This window comes from Ruegeria sp. AB8, assembly GCF_056542605.1.
Genome location: NZ_JBQGAB010000003.1, coordinates 193,172 through 212,125, shown reverse-complemented (window position 1 = coordinate 212,125; position 18,954 = coordinate 193,172). Strand labels below are relative to the sequence as shown.

The 18,954-nt window shown below is 56.7% G+C and carries 20 protein-coding genes; 9 read left to right on the top strand and 11 right to left on the bottom strand.

Annotated elements, in window-relative coordinates; all coding sequences use genetic code 11:
* The first annotated feature begins 43 nt into the window (after nt 1-43).
* On the top strand, nt 44-2,659 hold the full coding sequence (mutS, locus tag ACR0CG_RS04920; RefSeq protein ID WP_480523172.1) for a DNA mismatch repair protein MutS: 2,616 nt from the start codon (nt 44-46) through the stop codon (nt 2,657-2,659).
* Between the two features lie 58 nt (nt 2,660-2,717).
* Here the strand turns inward: mutS and ACR0CG_RS04915 are convergent, their stop codons facing one another.
* Together ACR0CG_RS04915 and hrcA are read right to left on the bottom strand one after the other, a co-directional pair.
* A complete protein-coding gene (locus ACR0CG_RS04915; RefSeq protein ID WP_170612739.1) occupies nt 2,718-3,281 on the bottom strand; it encodes a nucleotide exchange factor GrpE in 564 nt (187 codons plus the stop codon).
* Between the two features lie 10 nt (nt 3,282-3,291).
* Nucleotides 3,292-4,356, bottom strand: coding sequence for a heat-inducible transcriptional repressor HrcA (hrcA, locus tag ACR0CG_RS04910; RefSeq protein ID WP_480523070.1), 1,065 nt, complete (start codon nt 4,354-4,356; stop codon nt 3,292-3,294).
* 112 nt (nt 4,357-4,468) lie between these two features.
* On the opposite strand from hrcA, the gene rph reads away from it, so the two are divergent.
* The 4 genes from rph to ACR0CG_RS04890 are packed head-to-tail and all read left to right on the top strand — an operon-like array spanning nt 4,469 to nt 7,294.
* Nucleotides 4,469-5,182 carry a ribonuclease PH gene (gene rph / locus ACR0CG_RS04905; protein ID WP_480523069.1) on the top strand — a complete coding sequence of 238 codons (714 nt, stop codon included), beginning with the start codon at nt 4,469-4,471 and terminating at the stop codon, nt 5,180-5,182.
* A complete protein-coding gene (gene rdgB / locus ACR0CG_RS04900) occupies nt 5,179-5,793 on the top strand; it encodes an RdgB/HAM1 family non-canonical purine NTP pyrophosphatase (RefSeq protein WP_480523068.1) in 615 nt (204 codons plus the stop codon). Before rph ends, rdgB begins: the two co-directional genes overlap by 4 nt.
* Nucleotides 5,783-6,937 carry a radical SAM family heme chaperone HemW gene (gene hemW / locus ACR0CG_RS04895; protein WP_480523067.1) on the top strand — a complete coding sequence of 385 codons (1,155 nt, stop codon included), beginning with the start codon at nt 5,783-5,785 and terminating at the stop codon, nt 6,935-6,937. The genes rdgB and hemW overlap by 11 nt, the downstream gene beginning before the upstream one ends.
* Nucleotides 6,938-6,940: 3 nt before the next feature.
* Nucleotides 6,941-7,294 carry a YbaN family protein gene (locus tag ACR0CG_RS04890; protein ID WP_170612749.1) on the top strand — a complete coding sequence of 118 codons (354 nt, stop codon included), beginning with the start codon at nt 6,941-6,943 and terminating at the stop codon, nt 7,292-7,294.
* On the opposite strand, the gene ACR0CG_RS04885 is transcribed toward ACR0CG_RS04890, so the two are convergent.
* The 7 genes from ACR0CG_RS04885 to ACR0CG_RS04855 form a co-directional block, all read right to left on the bottom strand.
* Nucleotides 7,284-8,177, bottom strand: a complete 894-nt coding sequence (locus ACR0CG_RS04885; RefSeq protein WP_480523066.1) for a ParB/RepB/Spo0J family partition protein — start codon at nt 8,175-8,177, stop codon at nt 7,284-7,286. The two genes, ACR0CG_RS04890 and ACR0CG_RS04885, sit on opposite strands and share 11 nt — an antisense overlap.
* A 20-nt stretch (nt 8,178-8,197) precedes the next feature.
* Nucleotides 8,198-9,001, bottom strand: coding sequence for a ParA family protein (locus tag ACR0CG_RS04880; protein WP_480523065.1), 804 nt, complete (start codon nt 8,999-9,001; stop codon nt 8,198-8,200).
* The gene (gene rsmG / locus ACR0CG_RS04875; RefSeq protein WP_480523064.1) at nt 8,994-9,614 is read right to left on the bottom strand and encodes a 16S rRNA (guanine(527)-N(7))-methyltransferase RsmG; all 621 of its coding nucleotides are present in this window, start codon (nt 9,612-9,614) and stop codon (nt 8,994-8,996) included. Before rsmG ends, ACR0CG_RS04880 begins: the two co-directional genes overlap by 8 nt.
* Nucleotides 9,611-11,479, bottom strand: coding sequence for a tRNA uridine-5-carboxymethylaminomethyl(34) synthesis enzyme MnmG (mnmG, locus tag ACR0CG_RS04870; RefSeq protein ID WP_480523063.1), 1,869 nt, complete (start codon nt 11,477-11,479; stop codon nt 9,611-9,613). The genes rsmG and mnmG overlap by 4 nt, the downstream gene beginning before the upstream one ends.
* 12 nt (nt 11,480-11,491) lie before the next feature.
* Nucleotides 11,492-12,778 carry a tRNA uridine-5-carboxymethylaminomethyl(34) synthesis GTPase MnmE gene (gene mnmE, locus ACR0CG_RS04865; protein WP_480523062.1) on the bottom strand — a complete coding sequence of 429 codons (1,287 nt, stop codon included), beginning with the start codon at nt 12,776-12,778 and terminating at the stop codon, nt 11,492-11,494.
* Nucleotides 12,779-12,808: 30 nt separating this feature from the next.
* Nucleotides 12,809-14,080 (bottom strand): transcription termination factor Rho, encoded by a 1,272-nt coding sequence (gene rho, locus ACR0CG_RS04860; RefSeq protein ID WP_480523061.1) that lies wholly within the window; start codon nt 14,078-14,080, stop codon nt 12,809-12,811.
* Nucleotides 14,081-14,202: 122 nt separating this feature from the next.
* Nucleotides 14,203-14,652 carry a CopD family protein gene (locus ACR0CG_RS04855; RefSeq protein WP_170612763.1) on the bottom strand — a complete coding sequence of 150 codons (450 nt, stop codon included), beginning with the start codon at nt 14,650-14,652 and terminating at the stop codon, nt 14,203-14,205.
* Nucleotides 14,653-15,056: 404 nt separating this feature from the next.
* On the opposite strand from ACR0CG_RS04855, the gene ACR0CG_RS04850 reads away from it, so the two are divergent.
* From ACR0CG_RS04850 to dnaQ, 4 genes are read left to right on the top strand one after another with little or no spacing between them, the layout of a single operon-like run.
* Nucleotides 15,057-15,656, top strand: coding sequence for a Maf family protein (locus ACR0CG_RS04850; RefSeq protein ID WP_480523060.1), 600 nt, complete (start codon nt 15,057-15,059; stop codon nt 15,654-15,656).
* A complete protein-coding gene (locus ACR0CG_RS04845; RefSeq protein ID WP_480523059.1) occupies nt 15,653-16,486 on the top strand; it encodes a shikimate dehydrogenase in 834 nt (277 codons plus the stop codon). Before ACR0CG_RS04850 ends, ACR0CG_RS04845 begins: the two co-directional genes overlap by 4 nt.
* Nucleotides 16,483-17,076, top strand: a complete 594-nt coding sequence (coaE, locus tag ACR0CG_RS04840) for a dephospho-CoA kinase (RefSeq protein WP_480523058.1) — start codon at nt 16,483-16,485, stop codon at nt 17,074-17,076. Before ACR0CG_RS04845 ends, coaE begins: the two co-directional genes overlap by 4 nt.
* Nucleotides 17,069-17,791 (top strand): DNA polymerase III subunit epsilon, encoded by a 723-nt coding sequence (gene dnaQ, locus ACR0CG_RS04835; protein ID WP_480440959.1) that lies wholly within the window; start codon nt 17,069-17,071, stop codon nt 17,789-17,791. The genes coaE and dnaQ overlap by 8 nt, the downstream gene beginning before the upstream one ends.
* Before the next feature lie 27 nt (nt 17,792-17,818).
* On the opposite strand, the gene secB is transcribed toward dnaQ, so the two are convergent.
* Nucleotides 17,819-18,316 carry a protein-export chaperone SecB gene (gene secB / locus ACR0CG_RS04830; RefSeq protein WP_170680123.1) on the bottom strand — a complete coding sequence of 166 codons (498 nt, stop codon included), beginning with the start codon at nt 18,314-18,316 and terminating at the stop codon, nt 17,819-17,821.
* A gap of 54 nt (nt 18,317-18,370) precedes the next feature.
* Nucleotides 18,371-18,871, bottom strand: coding sequence for an FxsA family protein (locus tag ACR0CG_RS04825; RefSeq protein WP_480440961.1), 501 nt, complete (start codon nt 18,869-18,871; stop codon nt 18,371-18,373).
* Nucleotides 18,872-18,954 lie beyond the last annotated feature (83 nt).

Sequence of the window (18,954 nt, the reverse complement as noted above, 5' to 3'; positions counted from 1 at the left end):
CGGAATACGCCAGAAGGGATCAGCCTTGTCCACAGTCACGCCGATGATGGCGCAATATCTCGAAATCAAAGAGGCCCATGCCGACGCCCTGCTGTTTTATCGCATGGGCGATTTTTACGAGATGTTCTTTGAAGACGCCGTCAACGCCGCCGAGGCGCTGGATATCGCGCTGACCAAACGCGGCAAGCACAACGGAGCCGACATCCCCATGTGCGGCGTGCCTGTGCATTCTGCCGAAGGCTATTTGCTGACACTGATCCGAAAAGGTTTCCGAGTCGCCGTCTGCGAGCAGATGGAAAGCCCGGCGGAAGCGAAGAAAAGAGGCTCTAAATCGGTCGTAAAGCGCGATGTTGTACGCTTGGTGACCCCCGGTACGCTGACCGAGGATGCACTTTTGGAGGCTCGCCGCCACAACTTTCTGGCTGCTTACGCCGAGGTCCGGGACGAGGCTGCGCTGGCCTGGGCCGATATCTCGACCGGGGCGTTTCACGTGATGCCTTTGACATCCGTGCGCCTTAGCCCTGAACTGGCACGGCTGGCACCATCCGAGCTGATCGTGGCCGATGGAATTCAGGACAAACTGAACGAGCCTGCCCGAGATCTTGGTGTCTCACTAACCCCGATCGGGCGTGCCAGCTTTGACAGTGCCGCGGCGGAAAAGCGTATCTGCGGATTGTTTCACGTGGGCGCCCTGGACGCATTTGGCAGTTTTGGACGCGCTGAGATTTCAGCAATGGGCGCGCTGATCGCCTATCTGGAAATCACACAAAAGGGCAAACTGCCGCTGCTGCAGACCCCGCTCAAGGAATCCGAAGACCGCGTTGTTCAGATCGACAGCGCAACTCGGCGCAATCTGGAACTCACCCGATCACTGTCTGGAGGCCGCGCCGGTTCACTGCTGTCTGTGGTCGACCGAACCGTCACACCGGGCGGCGCGCGTCTTTTGGAGCAGCGCCTCTCCAGCCCCTCCCGCAATCTGAATGTCATCCACGGGCGGTTGGATGCGGTGAGTTTTGCGACCGAAGACAGCCTGATCGCTTCGGACCTGCGCGAGGCGCTGAGGAAAACCCCTGATCTGGATCGGGCCTTGTCTCGCCTGTCACTGGATCGCGGCGGCCCTCGTGATCTGGCAGCAATCCGAAACGGCCTGACGCAGGCAACTGCGATTGCCGAGCTTTGCGTAGATAAGGACTTACCCGTCCTTCTGGCGACCGCGTTGCAAAATCTGGTTGGTTTCGACGACCTGTTGAACCTGCTTGATGAAGCCCTTGTTGCCGAACCCCCGCTGCTAGCCCGCGACGGCGGATTCATCGCACCGGGGTATGACACAGAGCTGGACGAAGCCCGCTCCCTGCGCGACGAAGGCCGCTCGGTCATCGCAGGGTTTCAGCGGAAATATGCGGAACATACCGGAATCACGTCTCTAAAGATCAAGCACAACAACGTGCTGGGTTACTTCATTGAAACGACGGCCACCCATGCCGAGAAGATGCTGAACCCGCCGTTCAGCGAAACCTACATCCATCGGCAGACCACAGCCAATCAGGTGCGGTTCACCACGGTCGAACTGTCTGAGATCGAAACCCGCATCCTGAACGCAGGAAACTTGGCACTCGAAATCGAAAAGCGGCTCTATCAAGCGCTTTCTGACGAAATTCTGAATAAAGCCGCGCGCCTGAACCAGGCGGCACGCGGTCTGGCCGAACTGGATCTGACCACAGCTCTGGCCGATCTGGCGCGCGGTGAAAACTGGTGCAGACCCCAGGTCGACACCTCTCGCGCATTTGATATTCAAGGGGGCAGGCACCCGGTTGTCGAACATGCCCTGAGGCAACAAAACGGCGACGCCTTCATCGCGAATGACTGCGATCTCAGCGCCAATGGCGGCGCGGCGATCTGGCTGCTGACCGGTCCAAACATGGCCGGTAAATCAACGTTTCTGCGCCAGAATGCACTGATTGCTTTGCTGGCCCAGATGGGCAGCTATGTCCCCGCTGAACAAGCGCATATCGGCCTTGTCAGCCAGTTGTTCAGCCGCGTCGGAGCGTCAGACGATCTGGCCCGTGGACGCTCGACCTTTATGGTCGAAATGGTCGAGACCGCCGCCATCCTCAATCAGGCGGATGACCGCGCGCTGGTCATTCTCGATGAAATCGGTCGCGGCACCGCCACCTATGACGGTCTGTCCATCGCATGGGCCACGCTGGAACATCTGCACGCCGCCAACCAGTGCCGCGCCTTGTTTGCCACGCACTACCACGAACTGACCGCTCTTGCCGGACAACTGGAAGGCGTCGAAAACGCGACTGTCGCCGTCAAGGAATGGAAGGGTGAAGTCATCTTCCTTCACGAAGTTCACAAGGGTGCAGCCGACAGATCCTACGGAGTTCAGGTCGCGCAGCTCGCCGGACTGCCGGCATCTGTGGTCGAACGGGCCCGCATTGTTCTGGACCAGCTGGAAAAAACCGAACGCGAAGGTGGCAAACAAAAGGCCCTGATCGACGACCTGCCTTTGTTTTCGGCTGCGCCACCTCCACCGCCACCGGCACCGAAAACCTCGCCCGTAACCGACCTGCTGGATCAAGTTCTGCCGGACGAACTGACCCCGCGGGAAGCACTTGACCTTATCTACAAACTGAAAGAGGCGGCCAGATCCTGACCGCCCCTTCATCTTTTCAAAAATACTCTCGCCGAAGGCTTGGCCTCGCAGAAGCCAATCAGTTCGCAGGCATCGACGATACACCGACCTGCGCCGGACGCAGCAGGCGGTCATGCAGCATGAACCCCTCGGCCGAAACCTGAATGATATCACCCGCACGAGTCCCCGGCACCGGGGCTTCGAACATCGCTTCATGCACATTCGGATCGAACCGGTCGCCAACCTCGGGCGTGATCACTTCGATTCCATGCTTCTGGAACACGTCCTTCAAGGCCCGCATGGTCAGTTCAACGCCTTCGATCAGACCGGCGGCAACCTCTTTCTGTTCATCCGTCACAGTCTCAAGCGCGCGCTTCATGTTGTCGTAGACCGGCAGCATGTCACGGGCCAGTTTCGATCCGCCATACTGTTCCGCATCGCGGCGCGCCTTGTCGCCCCGCTTGCGCGCGTTTTCCGCATCCGCCAGGGCGCGCATGAACTTGTCTTTGAAATCGTCCCGCTCAGCGCGCAGCGCATCGATCTCCAGCGCCTCTTCGCTGATATCCATCAGCTCCTCAGCAAGTTCTTCCGCCTCGGCGGTTGCGATATCATCCAGAAATTCTTCGTTCTTGGGCTCTGCCATCTCTTACCCTCTAGCTCCGGTCGGATATCAGCTTGCCGACCAGTTGCGCCGTATAATCCACGATCGGCACGATCCGTCCATAATTCAGACGCGTGGGCCCGATGACCCCGACCGCACCAATTATCTTACGATCAGCGTTCATATATGGAGACACCACCAAAGAGGAACCCGAAAGTGAGAAAAGTTTGTTCTCTGAGCCGATAAAAATGCGCACACCCTCGCCTTCTTCGGTCAGTTCCAGAAATTCCGCGATGTCCCGCTTGCGTTCCAGGTCATCAAACAGCGTTCGAATGCGGTCCAGTTCCTCGGTCGCGCCGGTCTCCCCCAACAGATTCGCCCGCCCCCGCACGATCAAACGGGCCGAGTCGCCCGCATCGCCGTCCCAGGCGGCCATGCCGCTTTCGACCATCCCGCGCGCCAGCATATCGATTTCCTGCTTCCGCGCATCAATCTGGGTCTGCATCTGGCGCCGCACTTCGCTCAGCGTCCGGCCCTCAATCAGCGCATTCAGGAAATTTGCAGCCTCCCGCATCGAACTGGGTGTCTGGCCGGGCGGTGGTGTGAACAGCCGGTTCTCAACATGTCCGTCCGCAAAAACCAGAACCACCAGGGCCCGGTCATGAGCCAGCGATACAAACTCGATATGCTTGATCTCGGATTCGTGCTTTGGGGTCAAAACCAGTGATGCGCCATGTGTCACGTGTGACAAGGCGGAGCCGACCCGGTCCAGCATTCCCCCCACATCACCCGCGTTAGAGCCTAATGTCTCATCCAGCTTTTGCCGGTCATCCGCTCTCAGATCGCCGACCTCAAGCAGACCATCGACAAACATCCGCAGGCCCATTTGCGTCGGCACCCGACCCGCACTGATATGCGGGCTGTCGAGCAAGCCCAAAAACTCCAGATCCTGCATCACGTTGCGCACGGTCGCGGCGCTGACTTTTTCCGACAGTGTGCGAGTCAGGGTCCGGCTTCCTACTGGCTCACCGCTGTCCAGATAACTCTCAACGATCAGCCGGAACACCTCGCGCGACCGGTCATTCATCTCGTTCAGAATTTTATTTGCTTCGCTCATCGGCGGTCCCCTGCTGGGTCGTCATTAAATCGCAGGCAATTGAAAGGTCAATCGGGGTTGCATCGTAAGCCAAGGGGGCGTTATCCCCAAGCCAGCAAACAAAGGATTTTCAATGCGACCCTCTGGACGTGATCTAAACGAAATGCGCCCGGTTTCAATTGAAACGGGCTTTACCAAACATGCCGAAGGTTCCTGTCTGATCAAGATGGGCGATACCCATGTATTGTGTACCGCCACGATCGAGGATCGTGTGCCGCCCTTTATCAAAGGCTCGGGCCTTGGCTGGGTCACAGCCGAATACGGCATGCTGCCGCGCGCGACCAATACAAGAATGCGGCGCGAAGCGGCATCGGGCAAGCAAGGCGGGCGCACCGTGGAAATCCAGCGCCTGATCGGCCGCGCCCTGCGCGCCGGTGTGGATCGGGTTGCACTGGGCGAGCGTCAGATCACCGTGGACTGTGATGTGATCCAGGCCGATGGCGGCACCCGTTGCGCTTCGATCACCGGTGGATGGGTTGCCTTGCGTTTGGCAGTCAACAAACTGATGAAAACTGGCGATGTGATCTCGGACCCCTTAGTGGACCCTGTTGCAGCAGTTTCTTGCGGTATTTATGCAGGCCAGCCGGTATTGGATCTGGACTACCCCGAGGACAGCGAAGCCGGCGTCGATGGCAACTTCATCATGACCGGGTCGGGCAAGCTGATCGAGGTACAGATGAGCGCTGAAGGGTCTGTCTTTAGCCGCACTCAGATGGACCAGCTTATGGATTTGGCGGAAAAGGGCGTGACGGAATTGGCTGCAGCGCAAAAGGCCGCCGCCGCATGACCCGCAAGTTCGACGGCGACAGGCTGCTGGTGGCCACGCATAACAAAGGCAAGCTCGAGGAGATGGCGCATCTTCTCGAGCCCTTTGGAGTGTCCGTCGTGGGCGCCGGTGAAATGGATCTTCCCGAACCGGAAGAAACCGAGGACACGTTCGTCGGCAACGCCCGGATCAAGGCTCATGCCGCTGCCAAGGCCACCGGCCTGCCTGCCCTGTCGGACGATTCCGGAATTACCATCGACGCGCTGGACGGCGCGCCGGGCGTCTACACCGCCGATTGGGCCGAAACCGGCGACGGACGCGACTTCCTTATGGCGATGAATCGGGCGCATAACGAGCTGGAGGAAAAAAACGCGCCCCACCCCCGCACCGCGCAATTCCGCAGCACGCTGGTTCTGGCCTGGCCCGACGGACATGATGAAGTGTTCGAAGGAATCGCACCCGGCCACCTGGTCTGGCCCATCCGTGGCGAAGGCGGATTTGGGTATGACCCGATGTTTGTCCCCGACGGATACGAAATTACCTTTGCCGAAATGGACCGTTGGGAAAAGAACAAGATCAGCCATCGTGGGCGCGCGGTGGAGATGTTCGTGAAAGGCTGCTTTGGCGGATGATTGGCGCAACGGGGGCTTTGGCCTGTATGTGCATTGGCCTTTTTGCGAGGCCAAATGCCCCTATTGTGACTTCAACAGCCATGTTTCTAGAAATATCGTTCAAAAACAATGGCTTGAAGCGTTTCTTGCTGAGCTGACCCGCTCGGCCGCCGAAACGCCAGGCCGGGTTCTGAACACGATCTTCTTTGGCGGCGGAACACCATCTTTGATGGCGCCGGAAACCGTTGCTGGTGTGATCGAGCAGGCGCGCAGCCTGTGGCGCCCATCCAACAGCCTTGAAATTACACTGGAAGCCAATCCCGGTTCGGTCGAGGCCGGACGCTTTGCCGCCTATCGTGACGCCGGGGTCAATCGCATTTCGATGGGCATTCAGGCCCTGAACGATGATGATCTGCGCCGTTTGGGACGCGTTCACACAGTGGCCGAAGCGCAAGCGGCGTTCGACATTGCCCGTCATTGTTTTGACCGTGTCAGCTTCGACCTGATCTATGCCCGCCAGCACCAAACGCTGGAGGCGTGGAAATCGGAGTTGACCGAAGCACTGGGCATGGCGGTGGACCACCTGTCGCTTTATCAGCTGACAATTGAAGAAGGCACGGCTTTCGGTGACCGCTATGCGGTCGGCAAACTGCGCGGGCTTCCGGAAGATGACAGCGCGGCAGACATGTATCTGGCCACGCAGGAGATTTGCGAAGCTCATGGTCTGCCGGCATACGAGATTTCAAATCATGCCCGCACAGACGCGGAATCCCGACACAACCTCATATACTGGCGGTACGGAGATTACGTCGGCATTGGCCCCGGTGCACATGGGCGCCTGACGTTGTCGGGGCAAAAGATGGCGACCGAAACCTATTTGTCTCCGACCAGGTGGCTAACAGCTGCTTTGAACGGCAATGGCGAAAAGTCCCGAACCGCCCTGTCATCAAAAGATCAGGCAAATGAATACCTGTTGATGGGGATGCGTATTGCCGAGGGGCTGGACATGGACCGGCTCGCAGCCCTTTCCAAAGCCCCGTTGAATCCGGACAAATTGGATGAGCTCGAGTCCTACGGGATGATCAGTCGTGATCAAAACCGTCTTTTTGCAACCAAAGACGGTCGCGCGGTGCTGAATGCCGTGATCTGCGAATTGTTGGAGTAGCGCATGCAGTTTCTTTGGGCCGGACTGGGGTTGCTATGCGTGGCACTGGCGGTTGTGGGGATTGTCCTGCCGTTGCTTCCAACGGTGCCGTTCTTACTGCTTGCAGCGTTTTTCTTCGCGCGCTCCTCATCCCGGTTGCACAATTGGCTGATCACCCACAGGACCTTTGGCCCGATGATTCTGGATTGGCAAAGTTCCGGTGCGATCCGCCCGGCCGCAAAAAAGGCGGCAACCTTGTCGGTTGCCGCCGTGTTTGGATTGTCTGTTCTGCTTTCCCTGCCAGCCCACGTCCTGATCATTCAGGCCCTCGTTCTGGGCGGCGTAATGGGTTTTATCTGGACCCGGCCTAACGGCTGAGCTTGGCGCACAAATCGTCCAGCTGGTCCAGGTTTTCATAGGTCAAAACAACCTGACCCGATTCAGTTCCGGCCTTGTGATTGATGGACACCTTCATCGCAAGGATTGCCGAAAGATCCTTTTCCAGCGCTCGGGTGTCCGCATCCTTGCCCGCATCCAGATTTCTGGCCCTGGGTGTCGTTGTTGCCGGACCGTCTTGCTTCTTTTTGACCAAAGCTTCGGTTGCTCGAACAGACAACCCATCTCGGACGACAATTTTCGCCAATTCAGACGGGTTTTCGGCCGTGATAAGCGCCCTCGCATGTCCTGCGGACAATTTCCCTTCAATAACAAGGGTTTGAACGTCAATTGGCAGAGACAGAAGGCGGAGTAGGTTGGCTATGTGGCTGCGGCTTTTGCCCAGGGCTTCTGCAAGCTTTTCCTGCGTGTGACCAAAGCGGTCCATCAACTGTTTATAGCCAGCGGCCTCTTCCACCGCGTTCAGATCAGCGCGCTGGATGTTTTCAATGATGGCAACTTCCAGAACCTCGGTATCGTCAAAGTCCCGAACAATGACCGGGATGTCGTGCAGCTGCGCCATCTGTGCGGCCCGCCAGCGTCGCTCCCCCGCCACGATCTCATACTCGCTACCATTGATCTGGCGCACGATCAGCGGCTGGATGATGCCCTTTTCTTTTACCGACGCCGCAAGTTCATCCAATTGATCGGTTGAGAAAGTACGGCGTGGCTGGTTCGGGTTCGCACACAGTTTTTCGATCGGAACCTTGAGATCAGGGCGGCGGGATTCAGAAAAGCCGCGCCCATCTGTTTCAGTTGCGACATCAGCCATAAGGGCCGACAATCCCCGCCCCAATCCCCGGGATTTTGTTTTTTTGACGTTCACGTCGGCCTCCTCACTGCTACCTAGGCGGCGGCTCTGTTATTTTTTTGCATGACTTCCCGGGCCAGGTGACGGTAGGCCATCGCCCCCAGAGACCCCGAGTCGTACTGCAAGACCGGCAACGCATAAGACGGCGCTTCGCTGACCCGAACATTTCTGGGTATCTTGGTTTTAAATACCATCTCACCCAGATTGTCACGCGCGTCTTTTTCAACCTGGCGGGACAAGTTGTTGCGGTTGTCATACATGGTCAACACAACACCTTCGATTCTCAGGTCCGGATTTGCGGTCTGGCGAACCTCTCGAATAGTCAGCATTAACTGAGACAGCCCCTCAAGTGCGAAGAACTCGCTTTGAAGCGGAACCAGCACCGAATGGGCCGCAACCATGGCGTTGATCGTCAGCAAATTCAGGGACGGCGGGCAATCGATCAGCACATAATCCAACTCAAATTTGTCAATTGCGGTCTGACGTAGCGCATCGTGAAGCAGATAGCTGCGTTTTTCATTGGAAATGAGCTCAATATCGGCTGAACTCAGATCGACAGTGGCTGGGACAACAAAAAGCCCGTCAATCTCCGTTTCCTGAATCACCGCCTCCAGCGGAGCATCGTCAAGAATCAGGTCATAGGTCGTCCAGTCGCGGTCCTCGACGCCCAGACCGGTTGACGCGTTCCCCTGCGGATCAAGGTCCACAACTAGAACTTTACACCCCGCTTCGGCGAGGCCTGCCGCTAAGTTGATCGCTGTTGTGGTTTTCCCTACCCCACCCTTCTGATTGGCAACCGCAATTATCCGAGGCCCTACCGGGCGAGACAGATCAACCACGTAATACTCCTTTGACCTTAAGGATAACGGCTTGGGGTTCGGTTAAACTTCTAATTGGCTCAACACCAAAATTCCATTCCTTACGCGCTTCTTCCAGTTCTTTTTTCCAGTTTGCGCCTTTTGGGAACAGCGCTACGCCGGAATCGGCTAAATGCCTGTCGCAGAACGACAATAGTTTACTCAGATCGGCCAATGCTCTGGCGGATAGTACATCTGCTTCGGCAGGTTCCGCCAACTCGATCCGCTTGGAAACTACAGTGCAGTTTGCGCCGCATTCCCGGGCTACATTTCGCAAGAAGGCCGATTTTCGCTGATCGCTTTCCAAGAAGGTGAATCTGGAGTCAGGTGCTTCATCAATGGCCATAATTGCGCAAACCATGCCCGGGAAGCCCCCTCCGCTGCCCAGATCCACCCAATGCCCAAAGCTCTCGACACAACGGAATACCTGCACGGAATCCAGGATGTGGCGTGTCCAGATCTCCGAAAGACTGTTTTTCGAAACAAGGTTGATCTTAGGGTTCCAGCGATTCACCAAATCTACGTAGGTCTCAAACCGAGCAAATGTTTCACGTGAAACATTCAGCCCGTCAAACAAGGCAAACTCTGAACTCATGCTTTCCGGGCCTTCAGGCCGCGCCTTAGTTTTGCAAGAACCAGTGCCAGAGCGGCAGGAGTAACGCCTTCGACCCGGCTGGCCTGTGCGATATTTTCGGGTCTTGCTGACGAGAGTTTTTGCTTCATCTCTGAAGATAGCCCCTCCATCCCGAAATAATCGAAATCTCGTGGGATTTCATAGGATTCATCCCGCTTCATAGCTTCGACATCCCTTTGCTGGCGCGCGATATAATTCGCATAAAGCGCGTCTCGCTCGACCTGCAACCGAATTTCATCTTCGACCTGTTCAAGATCCGGGAGTAGCGGGATCAAATCCTGAAAACTGACATCTCGGAAGGCTAGGATTGCCATTCCATCCCTGCGGTTTCCGTCCTGGTTGACATTGATTCCCGCAGCTCGCACTTCCTTTGGCGTGAAGCTTTGTTCTTTCAGGCGCGACTTAACCTGATCCAATTTTTGAACTCTTTCTTCAAACTGGATTCTTCGACGTTCATCAATGCAACCCAGTTTCATCCCAATGGGTGTCAACCGTTGATCTGCATTGTCAGCACGAAGGGACAGCCTGAATTCTGCCCGGGATGTAAACATTCGATAGGGTTCTGCCACACCACGCGTTGTCAGATCGTCGATCATGACACCGATATAGCTGTCGGCCCTTGTAAAGTGTACCGGATCCCGCCCTTGCGCTTCCAAGGCCGCATTCAGACCTGCGACCATACCTTGTGCCGCCGCTTCCTCATATCCTGTGGTACCGTTGATCTGACCCGCAAGATATAGACCCGGTACATCAGGCAAAGACAGTGAACTCGTCAGAACACGTGGATCCACGTAGTCATATTCGATCGCGTATCCAGGTTGTAGTATTTCAGCGGCCTCAAGTCCCTTTATGGACCGCACATAGGCCAGTTGAACATCCTGAGGCAGAGATGTCGAAATTCCATTCGGGTAGATTGTGTGGTCTTTCACACCTTCTGGTTCAAGGAAAACCTGATGGGAATCCTTGTCCGCAAACCTAACGATTTTATCTTCGATCGACGGGCAATATCTGGGCCCAACGCCATCTATGTGACCGCCATACATCGCCGAACGGGACAGGTTGTTTTGAATTATCTCGTGGGTACGTTCGTTGGTATGGGTGATCCCGCATGAAATTTGTGGCGCGACCGCTGTTTTTGTCAGAAACGAAAAGAATGTTGGATCCTCATCGCCCTTTTGCTCATCCAGTCCCGACCAATCGATGGTTCTGCCGTCCAATCGCGGTGGTGTCCCGGTTTTGAGACGTGACATCGGAAGATCAAATCCGTCCAGGCGCTCCGCCAGTTTCACCGATGGCCGGTCCCCCATCCGACCTCCGGGCTTTGACGCATCTCCGATATGTATCACGCCCCGAAGAAAAGTACCTGAGGTCAGAATAACAGTTTTCGCGTGAATCTCTGATGAGTCAGCCAGTTGAACTCCGGCAACTCGTGATCCATCCATCAGGAAGTCGACGACTTCCCCGGTAATCACGGACAGGTTTTCCTGTCTTTTCGTCGTCGCTTGCATGGCGGACCGATACAACGCGCGGTCAGCCTGTGTTCGGGGCCCCTGCACGGCCGGACCCTTGCGGCGATTAAGCAGGCGAAATTGAATACCAGCCTGATCGGCGACCTGACCCATGACGCCCCCCAGGGCATCAATTTCCCGAACCAGATGCCCCTTGCCCAGCCCGCCGATTGCCGGATTGCAGGACATTACTCCGATATCCGTTTCAGACAAGGTGACCAATGCGGTGGCGGCACCCAACCGGGCTGCGGCATGTGCGGCTTCGGTTCCGGCGTGACCGGCACCAATTACGACGACATCAAACATTGAATGTTTCACGTGAAACACTCCCTACTTACCCAGGCAGAAGCTGGAGAATATTTCGTCCAACAGGTTTTCAACATCTATTCTGCCGACCAGTGATTCAAGGGCGCGTATGGCTGAACGCAGTTCCTCGGCTGCGATATCATACAGATCCGGACCTGATTCCAGAACGCTTGTTGCGTCGGACAAGGATTGCAAAGCTTTGTTCAGCGATACACGGTGCCGTTCGCGCGTGGCGATACCATGGCTGGTATATCGCTGCGCCAAGACACACGATATCTGGGATATTAGCTGATCTATCCCTTCCCCGGTTTTCCCTGATATTCCACCTTTGGAATGTGAACGCAGGTCGGATTTCGGAAAGACCTGGATATCTCCTTCGCTCATCGGAACACCCAGATCTTGCGGAGAATCAGCCAAAAACACTCGCAAATCAGCAGCTTCGGCGCGTTTTCGGGCCAGTTCGATTCCTAGGCTTTCAACGTGATCCTCGGTTTCGCGCAACCCGGCTGTGTCCAACAATGTGACAGGCAGCCCGGCAAGGTCCATGCGAACCTCAATCACATCACGGGTTGTTCCGGCAAATTCCGAGGTTATTGCAGCTTCCCGCCCGGCCAAGGCATTTAGCAGAGTGGATTTACCTGCATTCGGCAAACCAACGATGGCCACCTCAAATCCTGTTCGAATTCGTTCGGCTATTTTTACGCCTTCCGCTTCCCGGCGCAGGTCATCCATGACACCCGATACAAGCGACCGCACCTCAGGCGTAACATCTGTCGGCACGTCTTCATCGGCAAAGTCGATAACCGCCTCCAACAAGGACGCGGCGCGGATAAGGTCACGACGCCAGCGCTCGGCCAGAACACCCAATTCACCAGCCAAAACCGTTTGCGCCTGTTTACGCTGAGCTTCGGTCTCCGCGTCAATCAGATCGGCCAGACCTTCGACTTGCGTCAAATCCATCTTGCCGTTTTCCAATGCTCTGCGCGTAAACTCTCCGGGTTCAGCCAAGCGCAGATCTTCCATGTCAGACAGACAGCGCAAAACGGCGTTCACTGAAGCCGTACTGCCATGGATCTGCAGCTCAGCCACATCTTCGCCGGTAAAGCTGGCCGGTCCTTCGAAGGTCAGTACAAGTCCATCATCCAACCGCCCCCCATCCTGCGCATACAGGGATCGGAGGTGCATGCCGCGGGAAGGCAATGTACCGCGGGTCAGTTCTGCCGCGGCCTCATGCGCCTGTGGACCAGAGAGGCGGATAACCGCCACCCCTGCTTTGCCTTGCGCGCTGGCCAAGGCGAATATCGTATCCATTCGAAGGCCTCGCGTCGTTTAAGACCTGTGTCAGGTGTTCATCGAATCGAAGAACTCGCCGTTCGTCTTGGTCTGTTTCAACTTCGACAACAGGAACTCGATCGCGTCCGTCGTGCCCATCGGGTTGAGGATGCGGCGCAGAACGAAGGTCTTCGCCAGATCACCCTTGTCGACCAGCAGGTCCTCTTTCCGGGTACCGGACTTGAGGATGTCGATCGCCGGGAACACGCGCTTGTCTGCAATCTTGCGATCCAGAACGATTTCCGAGTTACCCGTACCTTTGAATTCTTCGAAGATCACCTCGTCCATCCGGCTGCCGGTGTCGATCAGCGCGGTGGCGATGATGGTCAGCGAGCCGCCCTCTTCGATGTTCCGCGCGGCACCAAAGAACCGCTTGGGCCGCTGCAGCGCGTTGGCGTCCACACCACCGGTCAGAACTTTACCCGAGGATGGCACCACAGTGTTAAATGCCCTACCAAGTCTTGTTATTGAATCGAGAAGAATAACAACATCTCGTTTATGTTCGACCAAGCGTTTGGCTTTTTCGATCACCATTTCCGACACGGCCACGTGGCGCGTCGCCGGTTCGTCAAAGGTCGAGGACACAACCTCACCCTTCACCGAGCGCTGCATATCGGTCACTTCTTCCGGGCGTTCGTCGATCAGCAGGACGATCAGGTAGCACTCGGGGTGGTTCTGCTCGATCGAATGCGCGATGTTCTGCAGGATCACCGTCTTACCGGTGCGCGGCGGTGCCACGATCAGCGAACGCTGGCCTTTACCAATTGGCGAAACCAGGTCGATGACACGCGCCGATTTGTCCTTGATTGTGGGATCTTCGATCTCCATCTTCAGACGCTCATCCGGATACAGCGGCGTCAGGTTGTCGAACAGGATTTTGTGCTTGGCCTTATCAGGATCTTCGAAGTTGATCTTTGTGACCTTGGTCAGCGCAAAATAACGTTCGTTCTCATCTGGTGCCTTGATCTCGCCTTCAACCGTGTCCCCGGTCCGCAGTGAGTGCAGGCGGATCATGTCAGGCGAGACATAGATATCGTCCGGACCCGGCAGATAGTTCGCCTCGGGCGAGCGCAGGAAGCCAAAACCGTCCTGCAGCACTTCAAGCACACCATCACCGCCAACGGTCCAGCCATCATCCGCGCGTTCGCGTAGAATCTGGAACATCATCTCGCCTTTCCGCATGGTCGAGGCGTTTTCGATCTCCAGTTCTTCGGCCATCGCCAGAAGGTCTTTGGGGCTTTTGGCTTTCAGGTCGGCCAGATTCAGGGCTTCAGTTGTCATGATAAATACCTTCACCGCTGGCATCGCGGCACGAAGTGGAATTTCAGTACGGAAGATACGCCGCCCGGACGGGCGTGTTGATCCCTACATAAGCGCGACGGCTGGCAGAGTCAAACAGGCCTTCAGAACTTCAGAATGACCGCCAGAACGATGGCAACCATCAAAACGGTCGGTACCTCGTTCATCATGCGGTACTGGCGCCCAGTGAGCTTGTTTCGGCCTTCAAGAAAGTCCTTGCGACGTGCCATCAGCCAGTGATGGAACCAGGTCATCCCGATCACTGCTGCGCCCTTGACCCAGGGCCAGGACCAGTCCCAGCCGACGATACCCGGAGTAAAAACCATGATCAGGCCGCAGGCCCAGGCCACGATCATTGCCGGGCGCATGATGACCCGTAACAGCTTTTCTTCCATTTCAAAGAAAATCTGTTCAGCCCCGTCGACGGATTGCGCCTTTTCCACGTGATAAACGAACAATCTGGGTAAATAGAACAGACCTGCCATCCAAGAGATCACGGCCATGATATGTAAAGACTTCACCCACGGGTAAATCGTGAAAAGAAGATCGGTCATTCTGGCTCCGGGCGTTGCTCGGAACTCTCCCTAATAAAAAAATAAGAAAAGAGAAAGGATGATGGTTTTGTAGAGAGAGCAGAATCCGTGGATTACTTTTTTGCCCTTCACTTTTCCCCAGGTGGATAGAGTTGACCGCAATGCCGCTGATCTTGTTAATTTAATTATTTATCGCTTAAATTCATATAGTTAGTATACCATTACGCGATCTTCACTGTGGATAACTCGATGGCCAACTGGGGACATCGCGGTTTTCCCGATTTCCAAAGTTATTCTTGTCCTGCTTTGACAGTTTTCGGGCGACTCGGGGAAGATCCGCGCCGAAATCGCGGGGTTGCGTGTCAACCTGAAAACCATACAAAACGTCCCAGATCACTCAACGCTTTGCCCACGGGGTTTTCCACATGCCTGTCCCCATCATACTCGCTTCGGGCTCGGCCATCCGGGCGCAACTTCTGGAGAACGCGGGTGTCCCGTTTTCCGTTCAGGTCGCGCGCGTAGATGAAGATAGCATGAAACGCGCGCTGTTGGCTGAAGAGGCATCACCGCGTGACATTGCCGATGCGCTGGCCGAGATGAAGGCGCGAAAAATCAGCGACAAGAACCCGGGGGCCATAGTTCTGGGATGTGATCAGGTTCTGGACTTCGAAGGCCGTTTGTTGTCCAAGCCGGAGACGCCTGATGACGCACTGGCCCAGTTGAAGGCGATGCGGGGGAAACGGCACATGTTGCTGTCGGCTGCCGTCATTTATCAGAACGGGGAACCGATCTGGCGACATGTGGGGCAGGTTCGTCTGCGGATGCGGGCCAGTTCGGATGCCTATCTGAAGGATTATGTGGCGCGCAATTGGGACAGTATCCGATACGCCGTAGGTGCCTATAAGCTGGAAGAAGAAGGCGCGCGGCTGTTCGCCACCATTGACGGCGACTATTTTAACGTCTTGGGTATGCCCCTGTTGGAGTTGCTCAACTATCTGGCCGTAAAAGGGGTGATCGATCAATGACGGAACATCGTATTCCTCTGGCCGGGGTGATCGGGCACCCGGTGGCGCATTCCCGGTCGCCCAAGCTGCACGGTCATTGGCTACAGACCTATGGTCTGGCCGGGCATTATGTTCCCATGGATGTCACGCCCGCGGATCTGGAAACAGTTTTGCGGAGTTTGACGAAAGCCGGGTTTGTGGGTGCGAATGTGACGGTTCCGCATAAAGAAGCCGCACTGCGTCTGGCCGATCATGTGTCTGACCGGGCTTCGGTCATCGGGGCAGCGAATACGCTTGTGTTTCGCGACGATGGCTCGATCCATGCCGATAACACAGACGGGTATGGCTTTATGGAGAACCTGCGCGCAGGCGCGTCCGACTGGAACCCGCAGGACGGGCCGGCCGTGGTCTTTGGGGCCGGCGGCGCAGCGCGCGCCATTCTGTCCGCCCTGGCGGATGCTGGCGTCCCCGAGATCCTGCTGACCAACCGAACCCGCACTCGTGCCGATCATCTGAAAGAAGAATTCGGCCAGCGCATTACCGTGATTGACTGGGTGCAGGCCGGAAATGTCATTGAAGAGGCCGAGCTTGTGGTGAACACAACCTCGCTGGGAATGCAGGGTCAGCCCGAACTGCGCGTGCCGCTGGATGGCTTGCAGCCCGGCACCGTGGTGAATGATCTGGTCTACGCCCCGCTGCGCACCCGATTGCTGCAACAGGCTGAAGAAGCCGGATGCACAACGGTGGACGGTCTGGGCATGCTGTTGCATCAGGCGGTTCCGGGGTTTGAGCGCTGGTTCGGAGTGCGCCCCGAGGTCACCGCAGAAACCCGCGCGGCGGCCCTGGCATGAGTTTTGCCCTTGGCCTGACCGGCTCGATCGGCATGGGCAAAAGCACGACGGCGCAGATGTTCGTGGCCGAAGGCTGCGGGCTGTGGGACGCGGACGCGGCAGTCCACCAGCTTTATTCCGCAGGTGGGGCGGCAGTTGCGCCGATGGCTGCTGTGTTTCCCGAGGCTGTCCTTGACGGCGCTGTCAGCCGGGATGCGTTGAAACGGATCATCACCTCTGATCCTTCCGTTCTGAAAACCATAGAAAGCATAGTGCACCCGCTGGTTGCTGCGGATCGAGCCAGGTTCCGGGAAACCGCGACCGAGGATATTCTGGTGTTCGACATCCCGCTTTTGTTCGAAACGGGAGGAGACGTCGCGATGGATGCCGTTGCCTGTGTCTCGATACCGGCCGAGGAACAAAAACGCCGCGTGATGGCCCGCGGAACGATTTCCGAAGCGCAGTTCGAGCAAATTCGTGCCAAGCAGATGCCGAATGAAGAAAAATGTGCGCGGTCGGATTTCGTGATTGTCACCGATACGCTGGACCATGCCCGCGCGCAGGTGCAGGATGTGGTCAGGCAGATCAGGGCAGGACTGGCAAATGCGTGAGATCGTTCTCGATACCGAAACCACGGGCTTTGATCCCGAAAGCGGCGACCGGATCGTGGAAATTGGCGCGGTCGAGCTGTGGAATCACGTCGCGACGGGCGAAACCTATCATGTCTACATCAACCCCCAGCGCTCGATGCCGGAGGAGGCATTTGGTGTGCACGGGATCGGTCCGGATTTGCTGGAACCGCCCCGCCCGCCAGAAAAAGGCCAGGTGACGCTTAAGGACAAACCTGTATTCGCCAAGGTCGGCCAGGGATTCCGCGATTTTGTGGGCGATGCGCGATTGGTGATCCACAACGCATCCTTCGATATGAAATTCCTGAACGCCGAACTGGGCTGGATGGGCCTGGCCCCGATTCCGATGGATCAGGCTCTGGATACGCTGGCCATTGCACGAAAACGGTTTCCGGGCTCGCCCGCCTCGCTGGATGCACTGTGCCGCAGGTTCGGCATCGACAACTCGAACCGTGTTCTGCACGGCGCTCTGCTCGACTCGGAGATTCTGGCCGAGGTGTATCTGGAACTAATCGGCGGGCGGCAACCCGATTTCGGCCTGTCGGCGTCTACCGCAAATGCCTCCGGCGGCAGCGAGGATTGGCGTCCGACGCCGCGCGCAACACCGCTTGCGCCGCGGATCACCGAAGATGAACGCGCCGCACATCAGGAATTTGTGGAAAAACTGGGCGAAAACGCCCTTTGGACCCGCGCCTGAACCAATGTCCGGCGCGGGTCAGATTGATCAGGCTTCGGCCTTCTGGGCTTCGGCCTGGCGGCGCATCAACTCGTTACGGTAGAGGCCGACAAAGTCGATTGTGTCCAGGTTGACCGGCGGGAAACCACCGTCGCGGGTGATGTCGCTGACAACGCGGCGCAGGAACGGGAACAACATCCGCGGACATTCGATCATCAGGAACGGGTGCAATTGATCCTCGGGCACACCTTCCACGTGGAACAGTCCACAATAGTCGATTTCGCACAGGAACAGGATGTCTTCCATGCCCTTGGCTTTCGAGGTGAGGTTCAGCTTGATCGAAACCTCGAACTGGTGGTCTGCCGGGCGCTTTTTCGCGTCCAGATTGACCTGTACGGCAATCTCGGGCTGCACATCGCCGGATACACCCTTTTGCGCCATCACGTTTTCAAAGGACATATCGCGGATGAATTGCCCCAGAACCCGCATCTGAACCTGCGGGGCGGTTTGTGCCGCAGCGTTGTCTGCGGCTTTTTCTTCGGCCATGGATCTACTCCAAAATTGAATTTCGCCACTGCTTATCAAGTTGGGCGCGGCACCTCAATGCTCGTGCGGACCATCCACCCATTTCGACGGTTTTGTTGGTTCTTTGCGGGGGTGAACCTCGGTAAATTCGCCATCGATCACGTCATCCTGACCAAAGGGATCATTGCCCTGGTGAAATTGTGCACCTGTGCCCATCTGAAAATGCGTCACCGTTACTTTGGATTTCAGATACCGGAACACGGCAACCCTTACGCCGGGGATAAGCAGCGCAAAGCCCACGGCATCGGTAAAAAAGCCCGGCGTCAGCAACAATACGCCTGACAGAATGATCATGGCGCCATGGGCCAGGGGTTCGGTCGGGTCGTCGAGATTGTTGAATGTTCTCTGCAATTCACCCAGCGCCATGCGGCCTTGCGTCCGCACCAAAGCGGTGCCCAGAAAGGCTGTCAGGACAACGATTGCAAGTGTCGGCCAAAGTCCGATCAGACCGCCAACCTGAATGAACAGGGCAATCTCGATGATCGGCACCAACAGAAATGCCAGAAACAGATACATTTTCGTCATCCTTTCGCGTGTGCAGGGCAGTGGACTTGCCCTAAACTGTCACCTACATAGTGACATGAGGCCGCGTATACAAA